Origin of the sequence: Mesorhizobium tianshanense (assembly GCF_007830515.1) — a bacterium.
Taxonomy (GTDB): Bacteria; Pseudomonadota; Alphaproteobacteria; order Rhizobiales; family Rhizobiaceae; genus Mesorhizobium; species Mesorhizobium tianshanense.
The window spans coordinates 201874-225768 of record NZ_VLKT01000002.1 but is presented as its reverse complement, the minus strand read 5'-3'; the positions used below and the strand labels follow the sequence as shown (position 1 = coordinate 225768).

Here is a 23895-nt window from a genome sequence, read left to right as displayed (position 1 = left end):
TCGATCGTCAGGCGCTCGCCACCATCATCGCCGAGATATCCGCTTCCGCGGCTTTGACGCCGTCGACCAGAGCCTCGCAGGCGAATTTGAGAAGGTTGCCGCGTTTCTTGATTTTCTTGACATGGATTTTCAACTGGTCGCCCGGAACGACCGGTTTACGGAATTTGGCGTTGTCGATGGTCAGGAAATAGACCAGCGATGGTTTTTCGGTGCCAAGGCTGCGGATGCAGATGGCGCCGGCCGTCTGCGCCATCGCCTCGACGATCAGCACGCCGGGCATGACCGGCTGATCCGGGAAATGACCCTGAAAATGCGGCTCGTTTATGGTCACGTTCTTGATGCCGATAGCGGACTCGTCGCCATCGATATCGATGATGCGGTCGATCATCAGGAACGGGTAGCGATGCGGCAGGAGCTTCATCAGCCCCAATATGTCGACCGCTTCGAGCGTTGTCGCCGCCATCTCAGCTATTTCCCCCGTTGCTCGATTTCCGCGCCCTGGCCAGTCTTCGCAAAGCCGCAATCTCCCGCATGGCTTCCGCCATCGGCTGTGCCGGATACCCTCCCCAAATTTCGCCCGCGGGGACGTTGCTCATGAACCCACTTCTTGCGGCAAGCTTGGCCCCTGTCCCGATGGTCAGATGATCGGCAAGGCCGACACCGCCACCCATAGTGACGTTGTCGCCCACCGTTACGGAACCGGAAATACCCGAAAGGCCGGCGATTATGCAATTGCGGCCGATGCGGACGTTATGAGCGATCTGTACCAGATTGTCGATCTTGGTGCCTTGACCGATTATCGTGTCGGACATGGCGCCACGATCGACGGTGGTGTTCGAGCCGATCTCGACATCGTCCTGGATAATGACCCGGCCGATTTGCGGAACGCGTTCCGGACCCTTGGCGCCGGCGACGAAGCCAAAACCGTCCTGACCGATACGAGCGCCGCCATGGATGATGACGCGGTTGCCGATCAGCGCGTACTGGATGCTGGCGCCCGGACCGACATAACCGTCACGGCCGAACTGGCAGGAAGGACCGATAACGGCATGAGGAGCAATGACGGTTCCGCTGCCGACAGAAGCGCGGGGACCGATGACCGCGCCGGCCTCCACGATCGCGCCGGGCTCGATATGCGCCGATGGATCGATATGCGCATGCGGCGAGACGCCGGTTTCACCGGTCAGCGGCGCCGGTGTCGCAGCCGCCGGGAAAAGAAGGCGTCCGACCATCGCGAAAGCCTGTTGCGGGCGCGGATGGACCAGAACGGCAATGCCCGCCGGGGCCTTGCCGGCAAACTCGGCGGGGCAGAGAACCGCCGCTGCCCGCAGCGATTGCATCAGCGCGAAGTTACGTCTGCCATCAACGAAGACAAGCGCATGCTCGCCGCCTTCGCTTGCTGGCGCCAAGGCTTCGATCGATATATCGGACTGGCCGGAATCGACGAGCACCGAGCCGGTCAGATTCGCGACTTCGCCTGCCGTATACCGGCGTGATGGCGCGAAGAACACCGGATCGGTCATTCCAGAAGCTATATCCAGCTAGGTCGGATCACTCTCTTCCGGACCCCAACGGCCCGGAAGCATCGATGTCCGCCAATCAGAAGCGGGTCGATATGCCGAAGTTGAATTCCTGCACGTCGTCGGTGTCTTCCTTCTTGACCGGTACCGCATAGTCGATGCGGATCGGACCGAAGGGCGACGCCCACATCAGACCGACACCGACCGAAGCGCGCCATTGCATGTCTACCGTCGACTGATCAACAAAATCGTTCTGAACCTTGCTGCCATAGAGCGTTGCCGCATCGGCGAAGACCGCGCCGCGCAGACCGAAGCTCTCCGGAATGACCGGCATTGGGAACTGGGCTTCCGCCGAGGCATGGAAATAAGTAGTGCCGCCGAGATGGTCGCCAGCGTCGTCGCTGTCGACGGGACCGATGCCGCCATAGGCAAAGCCGCGGATCATACGGTCGCTGCTCTGGAAATGATCGAAGATGCGCAGGTCTTCGCTGCCATAGCCTTGGACATGGCCCGCACCGCCCGAAATCAGGCCCACGAGATCGAGCTGTTCCGACAGGGTCTGGTAGACGCTGGTACGCGCTGTCACCTTGAAGAACTTGGCGTCGCCGCCGAGGCCGGCAACTTCCGTGGTGACATTAGCGTAGATGCCTTCATGCGGGTTCTTCATGTCGTCGATGGTGTTGTAGACCAGTCCGAGACTGACCGAAGACTTGAGCCAAGGGCTCTCGTCAATACCCTGAACGATTGCCCGAGAGATGTCGCAGTCGGCGTCGGGGATGCCATCATTGTCATCGTCGCAATCATCGTCGAGCTTGTACTTCTCCTGCGAGATATTATACGCCAGCTGCGTCGAGATGTTGTCGGTGATCGGCAGGCCGAAGCGCACCGTCGCGCCTGTCGTCTCGCTCTCGTATTCGTCGTATTGCCTGGTCCTGTGGAAGACGTCGAAGCCGGCGGCAATACGGCGCCCGAGGAAATAGGGCTCGGTGAATGAGAAATTGTAGTCGCGCGAGTTCTTGCCGCCGCCCGCCGATATCCTGATGAACTGGCCGCGCCCGAGGAAGTTGCGCTCGGTGATCGACCCTTCGACGGACGGGCCCGCCGTGTCGCCGCCGGTCGAATAGCCGGCGCCGACGGAGAACTCGCCGGTCGATTTCTCGACCACATCGACCACGAGCACCACCTGGTCCGGTTCGGAGCCGGGCACGGTGGAAACCTCGACTTTTTCAAAATAATCGAGCGCTTCCAGCCGCTTCTTCGCGCGCTGGATGAGCACCTGGTTGAAGGCATCACCCTCACTCACGTCGAATTCGCGGCGAATGACATAGTCGCGTGTCCGATCGTTGCCGCGAATCTCGATGCGCTCGACATAGGCCTTGGTGCCCTGGTCGATCGTATAGACAACCGAAATGGTGTGGTTCTCGAAATTGCGGTCGCCGCGCGGCGTCACCTGGGCGAAGGCATACCCGGAACCGGCGACCCTCTCGGTCAGCGCGATGATGGTGTCCTCGACGTTCTTGGCGTTGTAGACATCGCCCTTGTGGGTCTCGACCACCGACTGCAGCGACGCGCCGTCGACCTCGGGAATCGTGCTCTCCACGCTGACGTCGCCGAATGTGTAGCGGTCGCCCTCCTGCACGGTGATGGTCACTGTGTATTTGTTGGTGGTTTCGTCGAGTTCGCCGACTGCGGAAATCACCTGGAAGTCGGCATAGCCGTGATTGTAGTAGAAACGGCGCAGCAGTTCCTGGTCAGCGCGCAGCTTGTCTTCGTCATAGACGTCGTCACGCAGCACGAACGAAAGGACGGACGAGCGCTTGGTGGAGATGACGTCGGACAGACGACGGCTCGAATAGGCGCTGTTGCCGACGAAATTGACTGCGGCGATCTGAGTGCGGCCACCTTCGTTGATGTTGAAGACCACGTTCACGCGGTTGTCGCCGAGATCCATGATCTGGGTGGTCACGGCGGCGTCGTCGCGGCCGATACGCCTGTAGGCGGCCTTGACCGCCTCGACATCGGCATCGAGCGCCTGCTGCGAAAACGTTCCACGCGGCTTCAACTGGACCGCAGCCGCCAGGGCGTTGTCCTTGAGCTTCTTGTTGCCCTGGAACAGCACCTGGTTCACGACCTGATACTCGGAAACCTTGATGACCAGCGTCGAACCGACCTGGTTGATCTGGACGTCCGAGAACAGTCCGGTGCCGAACAGTGCCTTGACCGCATCGTCGACATCGGAGCTGGAAAATGCCTTGCCGGGCTTGATCGTGACATAGTTGCGGATCGTGTCGGCGTCGACACGCTGATTGCCGCTGACTTCAACTCTTGAAACAACAGCGGCCTCGGCCGCCGATGTGGCAACGAATTGTACTGCGAGCGCGCCTGACACGACCAGGGTGGCGGACAGGGCCACCGCGGACGCGGCGCTCAGAAACTTGGATGTTGCCTTCATCGGGCTTTTGTACCTTTTCTCGAAGTCCCCACGGCGAGAAAACCGGACGTGCGGTAATTTCCCCTACCGTATTAACCGGATTTTCCCTACACGCAAGGCTCCTGGTTAATTTGTATTTACTTAACTCTGTTGCGTGGCTTTCGCGTCACGCATATCCCCGCGCATGGTAAACGGCGTCTCAACGTTGGGTGTTTCGAAGCCAAATTTCTTCATGATTTCAGCACCCAAACAGATCGTTCCAGAAAACAAACCCCATGAAGCCCAAGACGAGAAGCAGGCCGGCTCTATAGCCCATTTCCATCATCCGTTCCGACACTGGTCGCCGGATGACGGCCTCCACGCCGTAGAACAGGAGATGGCCGCCGTCGAGGGGGGGAATCGGCAAAAGGTTGAGAATACCGATCCCGACCGACAGCAAGGCAACGAGCTGCACAAGCCACTCGAAGCCCAGCTTTGCCGCCTGCCCCGACATCTTTGCGATCTTGATTGGGCCGCCCAGCTGGCATTTGTCTTCGCGACCGACGACGAAACGCTGCAGGAACTGACCGGTGCGCTGAATGATGTATCCCGTCTCCTCGACCGCCGCCCCTACCGCTCCGACCGGGCTGTAGGTGATCAGCCTGGGCTGACCGAATTCCTGGTTGTTGACGACGCCGATTACGGCCACCTTGACCTTGTTGCCCAGCCCATCTTGCTGCTCCATCAGTTCCGGCGTTGCCGTAACGGTGACCTCCTTGCCGTCGCGCAGCATGACAAAAGTGATGGTATCCCCACCGCGGCCCGAAACCAGGCGTTGGACGTCGGAGAAGGTCTGGATCTTGCTGCCGTCGACGCTGACGAATCGGTCGCCGGGCAGGATGCCGGCCCTGGCCGCAGGGCTGCCGGCGGTGACTTCAGCCACCATTGGCTCCAGGACGGGCCGGCCGTAGGCTGAAAACAGCACCGCAAAGACGGCGATCGTCAGCAGGAAGTTGAACAGTGGGCCGGCCACCACGGTCGCCGCGCGCTTCCAGACCGGCTGCGTGTGAAAAGCAACCTTGCGCTCGGCATCGGTCAGCTTCTCGATCTCCTCCGGGTTGGGCTGGCTCGAGGTGGCGTTCATGTCGCCAACGAATTTGACATAACCGCCGAGCGGTATGGCGCAGAGTTTCCAGCGCGTGCCGTGGCTGTCATTGAAGCCGAAGAGTTCCGGCCCGAAGCCGATCGAAAAGACTTTCACGCCGATGCCGCACCAGCGGCCGACGAGGTAATGGCCCATCTCGTGGACGAACACCACCACGGTCAGCACGAATAGGAAAGGCACCAGGGTGCCGAGCAAAAAGCCCTCAGTGCTGAAAACCGATTGAAGAATCCCGTTCAATTCATGCCCTCAAATTCATTCGCAGCATGTTCTTTCGCAACCAGCCTTCCGCAGCAATGATTGTGCCGCGACTGTGACATCAATCCAGGCGAATCCATGACGCATGGTGCGCCAGCCCAAGAAACAATGCCGATCAAGCTGGAAACAGCCCCTGTGCCGGATGGTCGGCGCTCGCCGAAATCCAGCCGATGACGTACAGGGCGAAAGCCGCCGCGACAAGCCCGTCGACCCGGTCCATGACGCCGCCATGGCCAGGTATCAGCGTGCCCGAATCCTTGCGGTCGTGGCGGCGCTTCACCCATGATTCGAAAAGGTCGCCGGCCTGAGCGACGATCGAAAGCACAAGAGCAACGACGCCGAGCACTGCGAGATTGCCTGCTCCGGCCGCGGCGGCCAAAAGCAGCCCGGCGACCACGCCGCCGACAGCGCCGCCCAGTGCTCCGCTCTGCGTCTTGCCGGGCGAGATCGACGGCGCCAGTTTCGGACCGCCGACAGCGCGGCCGACGAAATAGGCCGATATGTCGGTCGCCCAGACCACGGCGAACAGGAAGAGAATGGCGACGAGGCCGGGATGGTCGCCGTCGCGCAAAAGAGCAAGTGACAGGCCGGAAACGGCGGCATAGGCAAGGCCGGACGCGTCCCATTGCCCCGTCTGGCGCATCGAGGTCTGGCGGATCGAGCTCTGGCGCATCGAAGTCGCCACCACCGTGACAACGACCAGCACTGCCACAAGCAGCAGCAGCCAGGGCGCCGGCAGGCCGGCGATCAAGGCGCCGACGAAGACTAGAAGCAGCGCTTCCGGTAGAAAACCAAGGCCCGTGGCGGGGACCGGGCGGCACATTCGCGTCCATTCGTAGAAGATCAGGATCGTCATGGCGGCGCAAAGCAACCGGAAGGGCAGTCCGCCGAGCCAGGTCAGGCCAAGCGTGAAGACAGCAAGCACCACGGCAGAAATGACGCGAAGCTGGAGGTTGCTCATCCCTTGGCCGTCACGGCGACATCTTGAGCGCCAAGTCCGCCGAAACGGCGCTCGCGGCTGGCGAAATCGCGCAATGCGTCGGCCAAATGCTCGCGGCTGAAATCGGGCCAGTAGCAAGGCAGGAAGACAAGCTCGCTATAGGCCGCCTGCCACAGAAGGAAATTCGACAGCCGGAGCTCACCGCTGGTGCGGATGACCAGTTCCGGATCCGGAATGCCCTGGGTATCGAGAGCGCCGGCGAAGGACTCGGCCGTGATCGCCTCGCTGTCGAGCTCGCCGCGCGCCACGGCCGAGGCGAGCTTGCGCGCCGTGCGCACGATCTCGTCGCGTCCGCCATAGTTGAAAGCGATGACCAGAGTCAGCGCCTCGTTGCGAACGGTCAGCGCTTCGGCCTCTTCGAGCAGGGTCCTGATGTCAGGCTGCAGCCCTGCCCTGTCGCCGATGATCCTGACCCGTACGCCGTTCTGGTGCAGTTCGGCGAGATCGCGGCGGATAAAGAGTTTCAACAGCCCCATCAGGTCGCTGACTTCGGACTTCGGCCGCGACCAGTTTTCCGACGAGAAGGCATAGACGGTCAGGAAAGAGATGCCGAGGCCAGGCGCGGCGCGCACCGTGTTGCGCAGCGCCTCGACGCCGGCACGATGGCCGGCAAGCCGCGGCAGGCCGCGCGCCTTGGCCCAGCGTCCGTTTCCGTCCATGATGATCGCGACATGCGCAGGGCTTGTCATAGTTTCGCTTTCGGATCGAACACCGACCCTAAACCTGCATGATTTCAGCTTCCTTATCAGAAAGCAGATGGTCGATGGTGCCGATCATCTCGTCGGTGAGCTTCTGTACCTGGTCGGACCGCTTGCGATGATCGTCCTCGCTGATATCGCCGTCCTTTTCCGCTTTTTTGAGAAAGTCCATGCCATCCCGGCGCACGTGGCGCACCGCGACACGCGCGTTCTCGGCATAACCATGCGAGATCTTGACCAGCTCCTTGCGGCGCTGTTCGTTGAGCTCTGGCAGCGGAATTCTGAGATTGGTGCCGTCGACGATCGGATTGAAGCCGAGATTGGATTCACGGATGGCGCGATCGACCGCGCCGACCATCGACTTGTCCCAGACCGAAACCGAAATCATGCGCGGCTCCGGCACCGACACGTTTGCCACCTGGTTGATCGGCATGGTGGTGCCATAAGCTTGCACCTGGATCGCGTCGAGCAGGTTGCTCGAGGCACGGCCAGTCCGCAGCGAAGCCAGATCGTGCTTGAACGCGGCTATCGCCCCGTCCATGCGCCGCTTGAGATCATCGTATTCGCTACTCATCGTCATCTCCTCGACCCGTTGGCCCGGGTTCACTGTTTCGGGGGTAAATCCCGTGTTCGAGCCCTCAATCCAGAAAACCGGCTCCCGCTTTTCGGGATCGGGCTCCCGATCAATCGTCCGCGACGACCGTGCAACGGCCGCCGCCCCTCAGAATATCGCCGAACCCGCCGCTCTCGTGGATCGAATAGACGATTATCGGAATGTTGTTTTCCCGCGCAAGTGCAATCGCAGCCGTGTCCATGATCGAAAGGCCGCGTTCTATGACTTCGGCATGGCTGATGCGTTCGAAGCGAGTCGCGTTCGGCTCCTTCTTGGGATCGGCCGAATAGACGCCGTCGACCTGGGTGCCCTTGAACAGCGCATCGGCGCCGATTTCCGCCGCGCGAAGCGCTGCCGCCGAATCGGTGGTGAAGAACGGATTGCCGGTGCCGCCGGCGAAGATGACGACCTTGCCCTGGTTCATATAGGCGGTCGCCTGGCGCTGCGAAAAGCTCTCGCAAAGCTCAGGCATGGCAATTGCCGACAGCACCACCGCGTCAACGCCTATCTTGTTCAGCGAGGTGCGCAGCGCCAGCGAGTTGATGATCGTGGCGAGCATGCCCATGTGGTCGCCGGTGACACGGTCTCCGCCCTTCGATGCAACGGCGACGCCGCGAAAGATGTTGCCGCCGCCGATGACGACCCCGACCTCAATGCCCATGGCGCGGGCCTCGGCGATGTCGGCGGCGATGCGATCGACGACCGACACGTCGATGCCGAAATGCTGTTCACCCATCAGCGCTTCGCCCGACGCTTTCAGCAAGACACGTCGGTAGAGGGGCTTCACCGTCATCTGGTCCTCATCGTTAAGCGTATGAGCGTTCGGGGTGGCTGCCCTCGCCCAGGCGCTGCCCCAAGACATTGGCGTTCCGATACACGAAGGGCGCCTCGATGTCACGCGGCGCCCGAGCCGTAAAACACTCTTCCAGTCCTTAGCCTACGCCGGCAAAAGCACCTTGCATTAGCAGATCCGGCAGCGAGCCAGACGGCTTGTCGTCGCCTGCCTGGCCTTTCATCGATACGGCAAGAAATCAGCCGGGCGCCCTCGCGGACGCCCGGCCGTTAAATCTTACGGTAATGGAGAGCTGTAAGCTGCCGTGCTGGCAGCTTACTTCTTGACCGCCGCCGCGACTTCCGCTGCGAAATCGGTCTCTTCCTTCTCGATGCCCTCGCCGAGCGCGAAGCGCAGATAGGCCGTGATCTTGGCCGGTGCGCCGATTTCCGTCTCGGCATCCTTCAGTGCTTTCTCGACGGTGATGTCGGGATTGAGCACGAAAGCCTGCTTGAGCAGCACGACCTCTTCATAGAACTTGCGCAGACGGCCCTCGACCATCTTCTCGATGATCGCTTCTGGCTTGCCGGACTGGCGCGCCTGGTCGGCGAAAATCGCCTTCTCGCGCTCGACCGCTGCCGGATCGAGTTGTTCCGTCGTCAGTGCCATCGGGTTGGTGGCGGCGACATGCATGGCGACCTGACGGGCGAAGGCGTTGGCGGCCTGCGCGTTGCCCGACGTCTCGATGGCGACCAGCACGCCGAGCTTGCCAAGGCCGTCGGCAACCGCGTTGTGGACGTAGGTTGCGACGGCGCCATGCTCGACAGCGAGCTTGGCCGAACGGCGGAAGCCAAGATTCTCGCCGATCGTGCCGACAGCGTCCTTGATGGTGTCGGTGACCGACTTGTCCGAACCCGGATACGGAGCGGCTGCGACGGCCTCGGTCTTGCCGCCATAAGCGAGCGCGACCTTAGCGACGTTGGCGACAATCTCCTGAAAGGCAGCGTTGCGGGCAACGAAGTCCGTCTCGGAATTGACCTCGACGATCGCTGCCTCACGGACACCGGAGTCAACGCCGATGAGACCCTCGGCCGCGGTACGGCCGGCCTTCTTGTCGGCCTTGGAAATGCCCTTCTTGCGCAGCCAGTCGACGGCCTCTTCCATGTTGCCGTTGGTCTCGTTCAACGCCGCCTTGCAGTCCATCATGCCCGCGCCGGTCAAGTCGCGGAGTTCTTTGACCTGTGCAGCCGAAATGCTCATTGTCGCCTCTTCGTTTAAAATGCACCAACGCACCACCGGTCTTCGATGATGCGCCTGGCGCCAGCGCTTAGCGCGCCAAAATATGAGAAAGATGAAGGCCGAAACTGGCCTTCGCCGTTACGCTTCCGGTGTCTCGGCAGCCGGTGTCTCGACGGCCGGGGTCGTATCGAGCGCCGGCTCGACCGGGGCCTCGGCCAAAGCGCCGACGTCGACGCCGAGTGCGCCCTGCTGGCGGGCGATGCCATCGATTGCAGCCTTGGCTATCAGATCGCAATAGAGCTGGATGGCGCGGGCCGCATCGTCATTGCCGGGGATTGGGAAGTCGATCTTGTCCGGGTCGCAGTTGGAATCGATGATGGCCACGACCGGGATGCCGAGGCGCTTGGCCTCGAGGATGGCGATCGCTTCCTTGTTGGTGTCGATCACGAACATCAGGTCGGGTGTCGAGCCCATATCCTTGATGCCGCCGAGCGCCTTGTCGAGCTTCTCGCGCTCGCGATCGAGGTTGAGACGCTCCTTCTTGGTGAGGCCCATGGCCTCGCCGGCCAGCATCTCGTCGAGCTTGCGCAGGCGCTGGATGGAATTCGAGATCGTCTTCCAGTTGGTCAGCATGCCGCCGAGCCAGCGGGAGTTGACATAGTACTGGGCCGAGCGCTGCGCGGCGTCGGCGACGATGTCGGACGCCTGGCGCTTGGTGCCGACGAACAGCACGCGGCCACCCTTGGCGACAGTGTCGGAAACCTGCTTCAACGCCTGGTGCAGCAGCGGCACCGTCTGCGAGAGGTCTATGATGTGGATGTTGTTGCGGGCGCCATAGATGTAGGGCGCCATCTTCGGGTTCCAGCGGTGGGTCTGGTGGCCGAAGTGAATGCCAGCTTCCAAAAGCTGGCGCATGCTGAAATCAGGCAGAGCCATTCTCAAGTTCCTTTCCGGTTAGCCTCCACGGACACAGGCATTTCTGGACGGATGTCCTCGAATGCCACCGGAGGTTTCAGCCGGATTTCTCCCGGGCAGACACCAAAGTCCGTGTGTGGAATGAGCGCGCATATAGAGGGGATGCGCGACAAACGCAAGCGCCGCGGCGTCTTGCGGCTCAGCGTGCGGCGATCAGCGCACCGGTACCGATCATGGCGCCGCCGGCAAACCGGTTCATCAACCGCATCCGCCCCGGCGTCTTGAACCAGCTCGAAGCCCGCCCGGCAAGTGCTGCATAGACGCCCATGGTGACAATGTTGACACCGATCACGACTGCAACCACGAGCAGCCCCTCAGCGATGGTCATCGTGTTGAGATCGAGGATCAGCGGCATGATGGAGGCGTGGAACAGGATCGCCTTGGGGTTGCCCAGTGCGATGGAAATCCCAAGGAAAAACGACCGAGACAGTCTTGCCTGCGTTGCCTGCAGTCCATTCGATCGCGCGGAAGCCGATCGCCACATCCTGATGCCGAGAACCATCAGATAGGCAGCACCCGCATATTTCAGGATGAGAAAAACCCATTCGAAGGTCTGTGCCAGTGCCGCGAGACCAAGCAGCGCCAAAGTCACCAGCACCGCGTCGCCCGCGGCGATGCCGATACCAGCCAGGAAAGCGCGGACGAATCCGCGCGAGACGCCGTTGGCTATGACGGTGAACATCGCGGGGCCAGGCGTGGCGGCGGCAAATGTGATCGCGGCGCAGTAAGCCAGAAATGCCGTCAACGTCATGGCCGTATCTTCCCTTTCGGCACGCGGACGCGTCGGAAAACAGCAACGATTTCCTCGCGGCTGCATTCGACGGCGCCTAGCCGCACCGCGCGGTCGCGCTCGAAGCCGGTTATGTCATAGTGCGGCGCCGATGTCTTCGGCGGCCCCTGATAGGACGAGCGCTTGACGCCGAGCTGTGCTGCAAAACGGTGCAGCTCTTCGGTATCGTCGGCCAGCAGATGGCACCAGCGGTGGCCGACCCATTTCCAGATCGCCGCGTCGACATAGACCGCCATGGGGCTTGCCGTACTCCTTCATCTTGCGCCGACATCTTGCGCCGAACCGGGCTGCTTTGATCAGGCGTCGCGATGATAGAAGGGATTCGGATAGAAAATGAAGCCGCCGCCGGCCTCGACGTCGGCGACGATTGCGGTGATGGTGTCCTGCATGCGGCGATGCAATTTCGCAAGCGCATCTTCGATCGAGCCGCGATAGGCGTGCAATCCCAACGGCTCCGGCACCCGGATGTGGGCGCGGCGCTGCCCGGCCGGTTGCGGCACGAAGCGGTTGATCGTGTCGCGCAGCGTGCCCTTGCAATAGTCGTTGCGAATGCGCTTCAGATGCTCGGCGATCTCCTCCTGCGTGATGCGCGGGTTGGCCGAGGCCCACGGCCCGACACGTTGGAGACGCTGGATCATGTCCGCCAGCGCGCGAACCTGCTTTTGTCCTTCGGCGTTGCCCGTATTGTCCCGCAGCCAGCGGCGCGACTGGCGCAAAAGCTCCGCGATCTCATTGGCGCCGGGATCGATCGAAATACGCTCCCCGAGGCGCCGGCTCAGCTCGAGCAGCAGCAACTCCTGACGCGCGGCATACGAAGCCTGCTTGTCGGGCGCCATGCCGCAGGCAACCTCATCGCGCGACAGCAGCGTTGCGTAGATGTGGTGAACGCGCTCCGGCAGGGTATCGGCGGCACGGCATTCGATCTTCAGGCTTTTCTCGACATAGGCGCATTCCTGCGCCAGCGCCGGCCCGACATTTTTGGTGAAAGCGAGCTTCCAGACAACCGGCGCGATCCACGCCTTGAAGTCCTGATCCGTGGCGCGACCACGCTTGAGCGCCTCGAACCCCATCTCGACCGCCCCCGGAAGAAGCGGACCGACGACATTGGCATGCCAGCCGACGCCGCCTTCGGGATGGAGGAGCACACCATGCCCTTTCAGCGCCCAGGCGACCGAGTGTTCCTTGGCCGCAGCGCTGTTGCCGGGAATCTGGGCGATCAGATTGTTTGCCAGCCAGAATTTCTGCATGATCCGGCCGAGGCCATTGACGACGCCATGCGTGGCCCAGGATGCCGCAAGCGGGCTTGCCCTCGAAACGATCTCCTTGTCGATCATCCAGTCGGTAAAGAACTCCGGATGGTTGGGCGCGATGAACGTCGCCTTGCCTGCGCCGCAACAGGCCTTCAGCCGCTGCCGGTCGTCGACGGGAAAGTCGATATGGCGGACATTGGCGACGCCGCGCAATCCGGCGAGGCGGTTGAACGGCAACAGGTCGCGAAACCCGGGAACGCCGTGCAGCATGACAACCCGGTTGACGATCGTCATGATTCTGATCAGCGCCGGGTTGGGCTTCGGCGCCACGAACACATCGATTCTGCTCACCCTGCTCCCCCGCTGGACTGACGCCGGCCGAAAAGGTGAGACGCAATTGCGGCGTGTTCAAGTCGTTTGCCGCCCTGCAGCGTGTGGTTAACTCACGCAGAGCTTGGCGGCAGCCGAAACCCTATTTCGACGGACAGGTTTTCGGCTGATCGAACAACGACAGATTGACCAGCTTGCCGGTCATCGAAAAGTCGTTGTAGTCCATGACGAGGTCACGCGTGAGGCCGTTCTCATGCAGCTTGAAGCTGATCCGGTATTCCGGCACCTCCTCGCCTGACTTGTCGGTGTCGTCGAAGTAGGCGATGTCGACCGGCCAATATTGGTCGGTGGCGAGTTTCGCCAGTGCCGATGCTTCCGGGTCGGTCTTGTCGGCATCGGTCTTCTTGCCGACGACGACGGTGGTGGTCATCACCTTGTTGGCATCTTCCGAGCCGTCGAACAGGTTGGTTTCATAGAAATTTTCGCCCTTTTCGGCCTTGTCGATCAATTCGACCAGATGCTGGGTCGGAAACTGGGTGGCCGCCAATTCGAGGCTGCTCTTCTCCGGCTTGTCGATATCGACCTTGAGGCCCTTCGCCTCCTTCGTCGCGATGCCCTTGACCTCCTTTTCGAGGTTCTGGTCGACGAAGGATTTTGTCACGAACGAGAAGGTCTTGCCTTCGGCATCCTCGAAAGTGGTCGTTTGCTGATCGGTCAGCCTTGTATTGTCGTTGGTGACGATCTGGGTGACGAAGCGGAACTTCACCGTGTAGCCTTCGCAAGGCGAGCCGTTGAACTCATAGACCATACGGCCGGTGATGCCGGCGATGCCGGAGCGATCGGAGGCCTTGTCCAGGCTGAGGTCATAGACGGCGCGATGCGCCTGCAGAGTCGGCACGGCGAAAGCAGGAGCCGGCGCGAAAAGCGCTGGCAGCAGGACAGCGTGGAATGCGAGGCGCGTCGCGCTCATGAGTGGCTCCGATCATAGCGGCTAATGGCAGGCCGCAGGGAAAGATGGTCCAGCTTAAAAAAAGTCGTGGCGGAAGCGAGGCAAAAATAGCAATTTCGGCCCGGCCGGCGCGGCGTCTTCAAGCAATAAGGAAATACCATGAGTGAAACAATCGAAAAGCGGCTAAGCGATCTCGGCGTGACGCTTCCGATCGCCGCCGCGCCCGCCGCCAACTACGTGCCCTATTGCAGATCAGGCGATCTGCTGTTCACCGCCGGGCAGTTGCCGCTCAAGGACGGCAAGCTGCAGGCCAGCGGACTGCTCGGCCGCGATGTAGATACCGCAAGCGGCAAGGAGGCGGCAAAATACTGCGCGATCAACATATTGGCGCAAGCCAAGGCGGCGCTTGGCAGCCTCGAGAAAATCCGCCGGCTGGTGAAGATCACCGTCTTCGTCGCCTCGGCGCCGGATTTCGTCGAGCAGCACCTGATTGCCAACGGCGCCTCCGATTTTCTGGTCGCGGTGCTCGGCGATCGCGGCAAACACGCCCGCTCCGCTGTCGGGAGTGCCTCGCTGCCGCTTAATGCCGCAGTGGAAATCGAAGCCGTCTTCGAAGTCGAATGAGCCTGACATGACCGACCTTTCCTGGCTGACCGCCCGGCCCGTTGCCCATCGCGGCCTTCACGACATGAACAAGACGCGCTGGGAGAACACGCTTTCGGCCTTCGCCGCGGCAGCCGAGCGCGGCTATGCGATCGAATGCGACGTGCATTTGTCGTCTGACCGCATCCCGGTCGTTATCCACGACGGCGATCTGAAGCGGCTGACCGGCCAGGACGGTTTCGTCTGGCAGCGCACGGCGGCGGAGATGACGGCGCTCAAGATCGGTGGCACATCGGACCATCTGCCCACGCTGCAGCAGGCGCTTGACCTGGTCGACGGCCGCGTGCCGATGATCGTCGAGCTGAAAGGGGTTCCCGGCCACGACGAAGGCCTGGTCGCAAGCGTCGGCAAGATGCTCAAGCGCTACGAGGGCAAGGCGGCGATCATGTCGTTCGATCACTGGCTGATCCGTGATTTCCCCAAACACGCACCCGGCATTCCGGGGGGACTGACCGCCTATGGCAAGGACGTCAAGCTGATCGAGGCGCATTTCGCCATGCTGGCGCACGACATCGCTTTCACCTCCTACGCCGCCGGTGACCTGCCGAACCGGTTTGTCAGTTTCGTGCGTGAAAAGCTCAAAATGCCTGTCATCACCTGGACCGTGCTCGACCAGCCGGCGATTGACCTGACCTTCAAATATGCCGACCAGATGACGTTCGAAGGATTCGAACCCGATCTGGTACAGGTCGCTTGAAAACCGAGCTTGCACAAGCCCTGATGGAGTCTACATAAGCCTCATGGATCAAGGCGATGACGGTGACGGGCAAACGGCGAATGCGGAGTACTCGATCCGCGTCGCAGCCGGCATCGGCGCCTTCACCTGCGCGGAGTGGGATGGGCTCGGCGGCACTACGCGTGGCGATACAGAAAACGGATACAACCCTCTCGTTTCATTCGCTTTTCTGAGCGCACTCGAGGATTCCGGCTGCGCCGTGCGGCGCACCGGCTGGCAGGGCCATCACCTCAGGCTTGAGACGACGCAAGGCAAGTTCCTCGGGGCCGTTCCCTGCTACCTGAAATCGCACAGCCAGGGCGAATATGTCTTCGATCACGGCTGGTCGGATGCGTTCGAGCGCGCCGGCGGACGGTACTATCCAAAACTGCAATGCGCGGTGCCGTTCACACCCGTCACCGGCCCTCGCCTGCTGGTCCACAAGGGCGAGGACAATTGGGCCGTAAAGGCCGGCTTGGCAGCAGGTCTGAAGGCGGTGACGGAAAAGCTCGGCATGTCTTCCGCACATGTGACCTTCGCGCAGCGGAAAGATGTCGCGGCGCTGGAAGCGGCGGGCTTCCTGCACCGCACCGACCAGCAGTTCCACTTCTTCAATGAAGGGTTTTCGACCTACGACGACTTTCTCGCCACGCTGGCCTCGCGCAAGCGCAAGGCGATGAAGAAGGAGCGGCGGGAGGCGCTCGCTCACGGCATCTCGATCGACTGGCTGACCGGCAAGGACCTGACCGAAAGAGCCTGGGACGACTTCTTTGCCTTCTACATGGATACCGGCAGCAGGAAATGGGGCCGGCCCTACCTCAACCGCGAGTTTTTCTCGATGATCGGCGAACGCATGGCCGACGACATCCTGCTGGTGATGGCCAGGCGCAATGGACGCCACATTGCCGGCGCCATTAATTTCATCGGTTCCGATGCACTCTACGGGCGCAACTGGGGCTGCATCGAGGACCATCCTTTCCTGCATTTCGAGGTCTGCTATCACCAGGCGATCGACTTCGCGATCGACCGCAAGCTGAAAGTGGTCGAAGCAGGCGCGCAAGGTGAGCACAAGCTGGCGCGCGGCTATAGGCCGGTGACCATGCATTCGGCGCACTACATCGCGCATCCCGGCTTGCGCAATGCGGTCGCCGACTACCTCAACCGCGAGCGGCGCGAAGTCGAGCGGATGGGCGACTATCTCGAAGGGCACACTCCATTCCGCAAGGATCTGGCGGACGATTAGAGCGACGTGCGTCCAATGGGACGCAAAAAGTACGCTCTAACACTTTGAATCTACGCATCGTACTTTCCGAAAATCGATTCCGATTTTGGGTCGATGCGGTAGAACAAGGCACAATCCGGAGCGCACGCCATGGCCGAAACCACCTACGACAGCACCAATATCTTCGCGAAAATCCTGCGCGGTGAAATCCCATCGCATCGCGTCTATGAAGATGACGCGGTTGTCGCCTTCATGGATGTGATGCCACAAGGGCAAGGGCATACGCTGGTTGTGCCAAAGGCGCCGTCGCGCAACCTGCTAGACGCGGATCCGGCAACGTTCGGTCCACTCTTCGCAATTGTTCAGAAGGTGGCGCTGGCGGTGAAGAAAGCCTTCGGCGCCGATGGTGTCACCATCCTGCAGTTCAACGAGCCCGCCTCGGGCCAGACCGTCTACCATCTCCACGTCCATGTCATTCCGCGCTTCGAAGGCATTCCGTTGAAGTCGCATAGCGGGCAGATGGAGAAGCCTAAGGTGCTGACTGAGAACGCTGGCAAGATACGGGGCGCGCTGGAAAACTGAGCCGGGTATCCCGGCTTCGGCCATCCACTGCCTCTTCATCCAATGAAAAAAGCCCCGTCTCCGGGGCTTTTTTGGCTTTTCAGGCCATCACCCCTTGCGGGGTAGTTGCGGCACCAGGCTGCGCTTGCCGCCGCCATCCTTGCCCTTGGGCTCCGCCTTTTGCGCGATCGCCTTTTTCGCGACGGGCTTCTTGACGGCAGCTTTCCTGGGCTTCGGCGCGTCGTCCGGTTCTTCCTTCTTCGGCTTGACCGGCGCCTCGTCGGCGAGCGATTCGAGCTTCAGGCCGGTTTCGCCGGTCCCCTTCTTCTCGACGGTGACACGCACCGTGCCGCCCTTCTTGAGCTTACCGAACAGCACCTCGTCGGCCAGCGGCTTCTTGATGTGCTCCTGGATGACGCGGCCGAGCGGCCGCGCGCCCATGCGTTCATCATAGCCCTTTTCGGCCAGCCAGGCGATCGCATCCTGCGACAGGTCGAAAGTGACGCCGCGCTCGGAAAGCTGGGCCTCGAGCTGCATGACGAACTTCTGCACCACCTGGTGGATGACCGGAACCGGCAGCGAGCCGAACGGGATGATCGCATCGAGACGGTTGCGGAATTCCGGCGTGAACAGCCGGTTGATCGCTTCGACATCGTCGCCTTCACGCTTGGTCGAGCCGAAACCGATCGCCGCGCGCTGCGCATCCGAGGCGCCCGCATTGGTGGTCATGATCAGGATGACGTTGCGGAAATCGATCTGCTTGCCGTTGTGGTCGGTCAGCTTGCCGTGGTCCATGACCTGCAACAGGATGTTGAACAGATCCGGATGCGCCTTCTCGACCTCGTCCAGCAACAGTACGCAATGCGGATGTTGGTCGACGCCGTCGGTCAACAGGCCGCCTTGGTCGAAACCGACATAGCCGGGAGGCGCGCCGATCAGACGCGAGACGGTGTGGCGTTCCATATATTCCGACATGTCGAAGCGGATCAGCTCGACACCGAGCGAGGCGGCGAGCTGTTTTGCCACTTCGGTCTTGCCGACGCCGGTCGGGCCCGAGAACAGATAGGAGCCGATCGGCTTCTCCGGTTCGCGCAGGCCGGCCCTCGCCAGCTTAATCGCCGAGGTCAACGCCGTGATCGCGGTGTCCTGACCGTAGACGACGCGCTTCAACTCGACGTCGAGACCGGCCAGCACCTTCTCGTCGTCGGCGGAAACCGTCTTCGGCGGAATGCGGGCGATGGTGGCGATCGTCGCTTCGATCTCCTTGATGCCGATGGTCTTCTTGCGCTTGGCCTCCGGCAACAGCATCTGCGAGGCGCCGGTCTCGTCGATCACGTCGATCGCCTTGTCCGGCAGCTTGCGGTCGTTGATGTAGCGCGCCGACAGTTCGACCGAAGCCTTGATTGCCTCAGCCGTGTAGCGAACCTTGTGGAACTCCTCGAAATACGGCTTCAGGCCCTTCATGATCTCGATGGCGTCCTCGATGGTCGGCTCGTTGACGTCGATCTTCTGGAAACGCCGCACCAAAGCGCGGTCCTTCTCGAAGAACTGGCGGAACTCCTTGTAGGTGGTCGAGCCGATGCAGCGGATCGTTCCGGACGACAGCGCCGGCTTCAACAGGTTCGACGCATCCATGGCTCCGCCCGACGTCGCCCCTGCCCCGATCACGGTGTGGATCTCATCGATGAACAGCACCGCGCCCGGATAATCCTCGAGTTCCTTGACGACCTGCTTCAGCCGCTCCTCGAAATCGCCGCGATAGCGGGTGCCGGCCAGCAACGTTCCCATGTCGAGCGCGAAGACGGTGGCGTTGTGCAGCACTTCCGGCACGTCGCCCTCGACGATGCGCTTGGCAAGACCTTCGGCGATCGCCGTCTTGCCGACACCAGGGTCGCCGACATAGAGCGGATTGTTCTTGGAGCGGCGGCACAGCACCTGGATGGTGCGGTTGATCTCGGACTCGCGGCCGATCAGCGGATCGATCTTGCCGGCCTTGGCCTTGTTGTTCAGATTGACGCAATAGGCGGTCAGCGCGTCCTGCTGCTGCTTTTTCTTGCCGCCTTCCTCTTGTGGCTCGGCGCCGTTCTGGCCGCCCTGCTCATCGTCGGCGCCGCGCGGCGACCGCGTCTCGGATGCGCCGGGGCGCTTGGCGATGCCATGCGAGATGTAGTTGACCGCGTCGTAGCGCGTCATCTGCTGTTCTTGCAGGAAATAGGCTGCATGGCTCTCGCGCTCGGCGAAGATGGCAACGAGCACGTTGGCGCCGGAGACTTCCTCGCGGCCGGACGACTGCACATGGATCACCGCGCGCTGGATGACGCGCTGGAAACCGGCCGTCGGCTTGGAATCCTCGTCGTAGCCGGTGACGAGATTGTCGAGCTCGGTGTCGATATAGGTGAGAACCGTATGCTTCAGCTCGTCGAGATCGACGTTGCAGGCGCGCATGACCGCGGCCGCCTCGGTGTCGTCGATGAGGGCGAGCAGCAGATGTTCAAGGGTTGCATATTCGTGGTGCCGCTCGTTGGCGAACGTCAGCGCCTGGTGAAGCGCCTTTTCCAGGCCTTGGGAGAAAGCCGGCATGTTACCTCACTTCTTCTCCATCACGCATTGCAGCGGATGCTGATTTTGTCGGGCGAAATCCATGACCTGGGACACTTTGGTCTCGGCCACCTCAAATGTATAGACCCCGCACTCGCCCACTCCATGATTGTGAACATGAAGCATGATGCGTGTGGCGGCTTCACGGTCCTTCTGGAAAAAACGCTCCAGCACGTGAACCACGAATTCCATGGGCGTGTAGTCGTCGTTGAGAATGAGGACCCGATAAAGGCTAGGCTTCTTGGTCTTGGTTTTAGTGCGCGTGATGACGGCCGTGCCGCGACCGGCCTCGTTGCCGTCGCTGCCGTTTTGCATACGCACCACATCTCTTGTGGCAGTCAAACCTGTAGTCACGTAGTCCTGCCTTTTTCGAATCCCCAAGCGAGTTCGACATGTAGGTGTTCGATGGACGATTTTAAGCCCTTCTGTTTAGCTGACAATATGGCTAGGTGGCCAAACTTGGCCGATTTTTGAAATCGTGAAGGCAGCAAGAGCCCCTGATTTCAAATTGCCATGAAAAAACCCGGCCGCGCGTGCGCGACCGGGTCTGCCATGCAGGCCCGAGGGCCATCCTTCACATGCTAAAGCGAGATTATTTCGCTTTTGCGACGATTGATTCGAACGGCTTGTAGGCTTCTTTGGCGAGTTCGGCATAGAGATCGCCGATCTTGGTGGCTTCGGTGACGAAGGATTCGTAGGACTGCTTGGCAAAGTCGGACTGGATCTCGAACGCCTTCTCCAGCGACTTGGCCGACAAAAGTTTCTCTGCTGCTGCGCTGCCGGCTTCGAAGCTCTTCTTGGTATACTCGCTCGCCTCGGTGGCGATTGCCTGCGCACCCTTGGAAAGGGATGCGAAGCTCTTCAATCCGGAGTCGGCAAACTCCTTGCCGTATTTGCTGAAATCTTCATAGGTCTGGGTCATTTCACGCATTCCCTTGACGGTTGCCTGAGGGTGGACGCGCCCTGTCCGGGCCACGTTGTGCAATGCAAGTAATATATTGTGCAATGCACAAAAAGTCAATGTCCCGCCGAATGCGACGACGGCCCCGCCGACCCATCACATCAGCCAGCACACCGGCCCAGCACTGGCAACGGCTAAAATTCGAGTAAAGAAAAGCTCAAGCCCGAAGAAAATGGTGAACGCGGTGGTTACCATAAACGGATTGGTAACGCTGGCCGCGTAGCTTGGCCGGAAGTGAGGCGGGATCCCTTTGCCAGCTTCCAGCGCAACAAAAAATTCAAAGGAACCATCGGTGCGTCAGGCGTTGTCGGGCATTCTCTCCAAATCCGCGTCCTCTCTGAAAACGATCATGATCCTCGCTTTGGCGATGACATTCGTCGTTGCCGACGCTGCTCCGTCCATGGCGGCCAAGTCGGCGGCCATCGTCATGGACGCAAAGACCGGCAAGGTGCTCTATTCTTCGAATGCCGACGGCCGGCGCTATCCCGCCTCGCTCACCAAGATGATGACGCTTTACCTGACCTTTGAGGCCATGGCGAAAGGCAAGATCAGCAAGAATTCCCGGGTCGTCTTCTCGGCCAACGCTGCTGCCGAGCCGCCGACGAAACTCGGTGTCAGGCCGGGCGGCGCGATCACGGTCGAGACCGCGATCCTGTCGATGGTGACCAAGTCGGCAAACGACTCGGCAACGGCACTTGGTGAACTTCTCGGCGGCAATGAAGCCAATTTCGCTCACATGATGACGGCCAAGGCGCGAGCATTGGGCATGAAGGGAACCGTTTTCCGCAACGCCCACGGCTTGCCAAACCCCGGCCAGTTCACCACCGCGCGCGACATGGCGGTGCTCGGCATCGCGCTGCGGGAGCATTTTCCCCAATATTACGGCTATTTCTCGCAGCGTTCCTTTCTCTATGGCCGCAAACGCATCAACGGCCATAATCGCCTGCTTGGCCGCATCAAGGGCGTCGACGGCATCAAGACGGGCTATACCCGCGCCTCCGGCTACAATCTCGTCTCCTCGGTCTCCGACGGCGACCGCCGCATCGTCGCAGTGGTCATAGGCGGGAAATCCGGCGGCAGCCGCGACAACCAGATGGCCGGATTGATCAACACCCATATGCCGAAGGCCTCGTCGCGCGGCAGCGGCATGCTGGTGGCCAAGGCCAGCGGCGGCAACCCGATCACCGCGCTGGCAAAAGTGTTCCTGCCCAAGGACGACGCGCCGACACCGGACAGCAGGCCGGACGACGATGCCATTGCCTCTCTTGTTGAGGAAACCGAGCCTGTCGTTGAAGAAACCGCCCCGGCCGTTCAGACCGGGAAGGTCAAGGCAGTGGCCGCGGCCACCGCGGACGACGTGGCGACCGCACGGGTCATGGCAGCCTACGCCGAGCCGGCGGACGTCGATCCCGTCAAAACGGCGTCGGTGCCATCCGGCTGGGCGGTACAGGTCGCCTCTTCGCCAAAACAGTCCGAAGCCCAGGCCCTCCTCGACAAGACGAGCAAGCAGGCGCCTTCGGTGCTGGCCGATGCCGCGGGCTTCACCGTCGCCTTCGAAAAGGACGGCGTCACCTACTACCGCGCCCGGTTCGGCTTTGGCTCGAAGACCGCCGCCTGGAAAGCCTGCAACGCCCTGAAGAAAAAGAAGATCGAATGCTACGCCGTCCAGCAGTAGGGCAGCGTGGAAGACACCTCCCGGAAAATTCTGCGTCGAAGGAGACTAATGGTGATTGGAGAGCAAGACGTCCTTGGCTTCGTTGATCCGCGCCGCCAGGAAAGACGTGCCGCCGATATCGGGGTGCAGGCGCTGCATCAGGCGGCGGTGCGCCTTGCGGACATCCGCCGCGGCGGCCCCCGCTTCAAGACCAAGGATCTTGTAAGCCTCCTCCTTAGTCATGGCGCCCGAACCTGGCGAAACACCCAGCCCTTCGCCACTATCCGCCTCAGCGTCTTTGCGCCAGATGGGAAATCTGCCGTCAAGATACGTCTCTAGCAACTGGCGGCTCTCCGGGTCGCCGGGGAGTTCGCGATAAAGCTGCTGCAATTCCGCAAGGCCCATCGTGCCAAGCATCTTGCCTTCATGGCGGCCGGCGAGCACGAGCCCTTCCAGACTGCCGGTATCGTGATCAAGCTCCATTTCGAGTGCCGCGGTGCGCACCGTCGAATGCTTGCCCGGCTCCAGTTTCGCTGTCGGCCGCTTCATCCGCATGGAGCCATACCAGGCGAGCGCCACCGACAGGATCAGGCCGCCAATGCCTCCGCGTCCGACCAGGAGCACGGCGACGCCGATCAGCGCCAGCAGGACCGGCCCCACCGTTCTCATCGCGCTTGCAAGTTTTGCGGGGTCGGCGCGGAGGAAAACCATGGCCGCGCCGAGCAGCACCAGAAGCAACGCCACGAATAGGAGAAGCGCACCCATTATTTCCTGCCGCCCCGCAGATGCTCGATCATCAGCTGGTCTTCCGGCCTGCCACGGGCCTCCAGTGCCTTCAGCCCGCCCGTCGCAAACACGGCGACCGCCGAAAGCAAGCTGGCCAACGTTGCGGCAGCCCGCCGGTCAAATCGGAACCAAGCCCCTTTGGACAGCCGCGCAATTTCCTTGAACGCCTTTTCTGCACCGGAATCATGGCCTTCCTGAAAGACGAAGACAGGAACGCCGTGCAGGCCGAGGCTGCCGGCCTTTTCGGCCAGGTCGTCGATATTTTCCTCCATCGCATCGCCGATATAGACCAGCGCGTTGACCTTGGCCGCCGCCGTCTGTTTCAGCGCATGGGCGAGCACCTTGCCGATCTGGGTGTGGCCGCTGCGGCATTCGATCCGCGTCATCAACTGCTTCAAGGCATTCGTGTCGGTAACGAAGCCGGACGAACGGCATTCACCAAGGCCGCGAAAATAGACCAGTTGGACGCTGAGCGCTCCAGCCTTGCCGACGGCGTCGAACATCTCGCCCTGCAGCGCACAGGCGAGGTCCCAGGTCGGCTGGCGGCTCATTGTAGCGTCGAGCGAGAGAATCAGCCTGCCAGAACCGGTCGCGGACGCAGCGAGCGTCCTTGCCTGACGGATAAAGGCGTCGATCTCGCCGGCGCTCGATTGGGACTCGACCGGAGCGGGATTGGCCTTCGCAGGCACGGGCTGTTTCTTGTCGCTCATGAGATTGAAGATGTGGCGTTGTCGTCCAGCTTGCAAGCCCGCCATAAGGCGGCTTGGAG

Annotated in this window: 24 protein-coding genes; 5 read left to right on the top strand and 19 right to left on the bottom strand. The window is 61.4% G+C overall.

Annotated elements, in window-relative coordinates; all coding sequences use genetic code 11:
- Positions 1-7: 7 nt before the first annotated feature.
- From fabZ to IQ26_RS02480, 14 genes are all read right to left on the bottom strand, one after another.
- On the bottom strand, positions 8-472 hold the full coding sequence (fabZ, locus tag IQ26_RS02545; RefSeq protein ID WP_145713012.1) for a 3-hydroxyacyl-ACP dehydratase FabZ: 465 nt from the start codon (positions 470-472) through the stop codon (positions 8-10).
- A complete protein-coding gene (gene lpxD, locus IQ26_RS02540) occupies positions 465-1523 on the bottom strand; it encodes a UDP-3-O-(3-hydroxymyristoyl)glucosamine N-acyltransferase (protein ID WP_145712808.1) in 1059 nt (352 codons plus the stop codon). Before lpxD ends, fabZ begins: the two co-directional genes overlap by 8 nt.
- A 76-nt stretch (positions 1524-1599) precedes the next feature.
- Positions 1600-3972 (bottom strand): outer membrane protein assembly factor BamA, encoded by a 2373-nt coding sequence (gene bamA / locus IQ26_RS02535; RefSeq protein WP_145712805.1) that lies wholly within the window; start codon positions 3970-3972, stop codon positions 1600-1602.
- 217 nt (positions 3973-4189) lie between these two features.
- On the bottom strand, positions 4190-5332 hold the full coding sequence (gene rseP, locus IQ26_RS02530) for an RIP metalloprotease RseP (RefSeq protein WP_145712802.1): 1143 nt from the start codon (positions 5330-5332) through the stop codon (positions 4190-4192).
- 133 nt (positions 5333-5465) lie between these two features.
- Positions 5466-6311: a phosphatidate cytidylyltransferase gene (locus IQ26_RS02525; protein ID WP_145712799.1), complete on the bottom strand. Its 846-nt coding sequence runs from the start codon at positions 6309-6311 to the stop codon at positions 5466-5468.
- Entirely contained in the window at positions 6308-7087 is a 780-nt protein-coding gene (locus IQ26_RS02520) for an isoprenyl transferase (protein ID WP_276316399.1), read from the bottom strand. The genes IQ26_RS02525 and IQ26_RS02520 overlap by 4 nt, the downstream gene beginning before the upstream one ends.
- Entirely contained in the window at positions 7068-7622 is a 555-nt protein-coding gene (gene frr, locus IQ26_RS02515) for a ribosome recycling factor (RefSeq protein WP_145712794.1), read from the bottom strand. Before frr ends, IQ26_RS02520 begins: the two co-directional genes overlap by 20 nt.
- 109 nt (positions 7623-7731) lie before the next feature.
- A complete protein-coding gene (gene pyrH / locus IQ26_RS02510; protein WP_145712790.1) occupies positions 7732-8454 on the bottom strand; it encodes a UMP kinase in 723 nt (240 codons plus the stop codon).
- 315 nt (positions 8455-8769) lie between these two features.
- Entirely contained in the window at positions 8770-9693 is a 924-nt protein-coding gene (gene tsf, locus IQ26_RS02505) for a translation elongation factor Ts (RefSeq protein ID WP_145712787.1), read from the bottom strand.
- 117 nt (positions 9694-9810) lie between these two features.
- Entirely contained in the window at positions 9811-10608 is a 798-nt protein-coding gene (rpsB, locus tag IQ26_RS02500) for a 30S ribosomal protein S2 (protein ID WP_145712784.1), read from the bottom strand.
- Between the two features lie 178 nt (positions 10609-10786).
- A complete protein-coding gene (locus IQ26_RS02495) occupies positions 10787-11398 on the bottom strand; it encodes a LysE family translocator (RefSeq protein WP_145712781.1) in 612 nt (203 codons plus the stop codon).
- Positions 11395-11673: a DUF4031 domain-containing protein gene (locus IQ26_RS02490; protein WP_145712779.1), complete on the bottom strand. Its 279-nt coding sequence runs from the start codon at positions 11671-11673 to the stop codon at positions 11395-11397. The genes IQ26_RS02495 and IQ26_RS02490 overlap by 4 nt, the downstream gene beginning before the upstream one ends.
- 60 nt (positions 11674-11733) lie before the next feature.
- A complete protein-coding gene (locus IQ26_RS02485) occupies positions 11734-13038 on the bottom strand; it encodes a hypothetical protein (protein ID WP_145712776.1) in 1305 nt (434 codons plus the stop codon).
- A 121-nt stretch (positions 13039-13159) separates the two neighbouring features.
- Complete coding sequence (locus IQ26_RS02480) at positions 13160-13987, bottom strand: cell envelope integrity EipB family protein (RefSeq protein WP_145712773.1); 828 nt, start codon at positions 13985-13987, stop codon at positions 13160-13162.
- Positions 13988-14125: 138 nt separating this feature from the next.
- Here IQ26_RS02480 and IQ26_RS02475 point away from each other — a divergent pair, with 138 nt between their 5' ends.
- The 4 genes from IQ26_RS02475 to IQ26_RS02460 all read left to right on the top strand — a co-directional run bounded on the left by IQ26_RS02475 (position 14126) and on the right by IQ26_RS02460 (position 17148).
- Complete coding sequence (locus IQ26_RS02475) at positions 14126-14590, top strand: RidA family protein (RefSeq protein ID WP_145712770.1); 465 nt, start codon at positions 14126-14128, stop codon at positions 14588-14590.
- Positions 14591-14597: 7 nt separating this feature from the next.
- Entirely contained in the window at positions 14598-15326 is a 729-nt protein-coding gene (locus tag IQ26_RS02470; protein WP_145712763.1) for a glycerophosphodiester phosphodiesterase, read from the top strand.
- A gap of 43 nt (positions 15327-15369) precedes the next feature.
- On the top strand, positions 15370-16587 hold the full coding sequence (locus tag IQ26_RS02465) for a GNAT family N-acetyltransferase (protein WP_145712758.1): 1218 nt from the start codon (positions 15370-15372) through the stop codon (positions 16585-16587).
- A gap of 129 nt (positions 16588-16716) precedes the next feature.
- Positions 16717-17148 carry an HIT family protein gene (locus IQ26_RS02460; RefSeq protein ID WP_145712750.1) on the top strand — a complete coding sequence of 144 codons (432 nt, stop codon included), beginning with the start codon at positions 16717-16719 and terminating at the stop codon, positions 17146-17148.
- A gap of 87 nt (positions 17149-17235) precedes the next feature.
- On the opposite strand, the gene clpA is transcribed toward IQ26_RS02460, so the two are convergent.
- The 3 genes from clpA to IQ26_RS02445 all read right to left on the bottom strand — a co-directional run bounded on the left by clpA (position 17236) and on the right by IQ26_RS02445 (position 20647).
- Complete coding sequence (gene clpA / locus IQ26_RS02455; RefSeq protein WP_145712744.1) at positions 17236-19707, bottom strand: ATP-dependent Clp protease ATP-binding subunit ClpA; 2472 nt, start codon at positions 19705-19707, stop codon at positions 17236-17238.
- 6 nt (positions 19708-19713) lie between these two features.
- Complete coding sequence (gene clpS / locus IQ26_RS02450; RefSeq protein ID WP_036241697.1) at positions 19714-20040, bottom strand: ATP-dependent Clp protease adapter ClpS; 327 nt, start codon at positions 20038-20040, stop codon at positions 19714-19716.
- Positions 20041-20317: 277 nt separating this feature from the next.
- Positions 20318-20647, bottom strand: coding sequence for a phasin family protein (locus tag IQ26_RS02445; RefSeq protein ID WP_126041985.1), 330 nt, complete (start codon positions 20645-20647; stop codon positions 20318-20320).
- Between the two features lie 388 nt (positions 20648-21035).
- Between IQ26_RS02445 and IQ26_RS02440 the strand changes: the two genes are divergently transcribed.
- Positions 21036-22361, top strand: coding sequence for a D-alanyl-D-alanine carboxypeptidase (locus IQ26_RS02440; protein ID WP_407660280.1), 1326 nt, complete (start codon positions 21036-21038; stop codon positions 22359-22361).
- A gap of 45 nt (positions 22362-22406) precedes the next feature.
- On the opposite strand, the gene IQ26_RS02435 is transcribed toward IQ26_RS02440, so the two are convergent.
- Both IQ26_RS02435 and IQ26_RS02430 read right to left on the bottom strand, forming a co-directional pair.
- Positions 22407-23105 carry a DnaJ domain-containing protein gene (locus tag IQ26_RS02435; RefSeq protein ID WP_145712732.1) on the bottom strand — a complete coding sequence of 233 codons (699 nt, stop codon included), beginning with the start codon at positions 23103-23105 and terminating at the stop codon, positions 22407-22409.
- Entirely contained in the window at positions 23105-23836 is a 732-nt protein-coding gene (locus IQ26_RS02430; RefSeq protein WP_162457845.1) for a VWA domain-containing protein, read from the bottom strand. The genes IQ26_RS02435 and IQ26_RS02430 overlap by 1 nt, the downstream gene beginning before the upstream one ends.
- Positions 23837-23895: the final 59 nt, after the last annotated feature.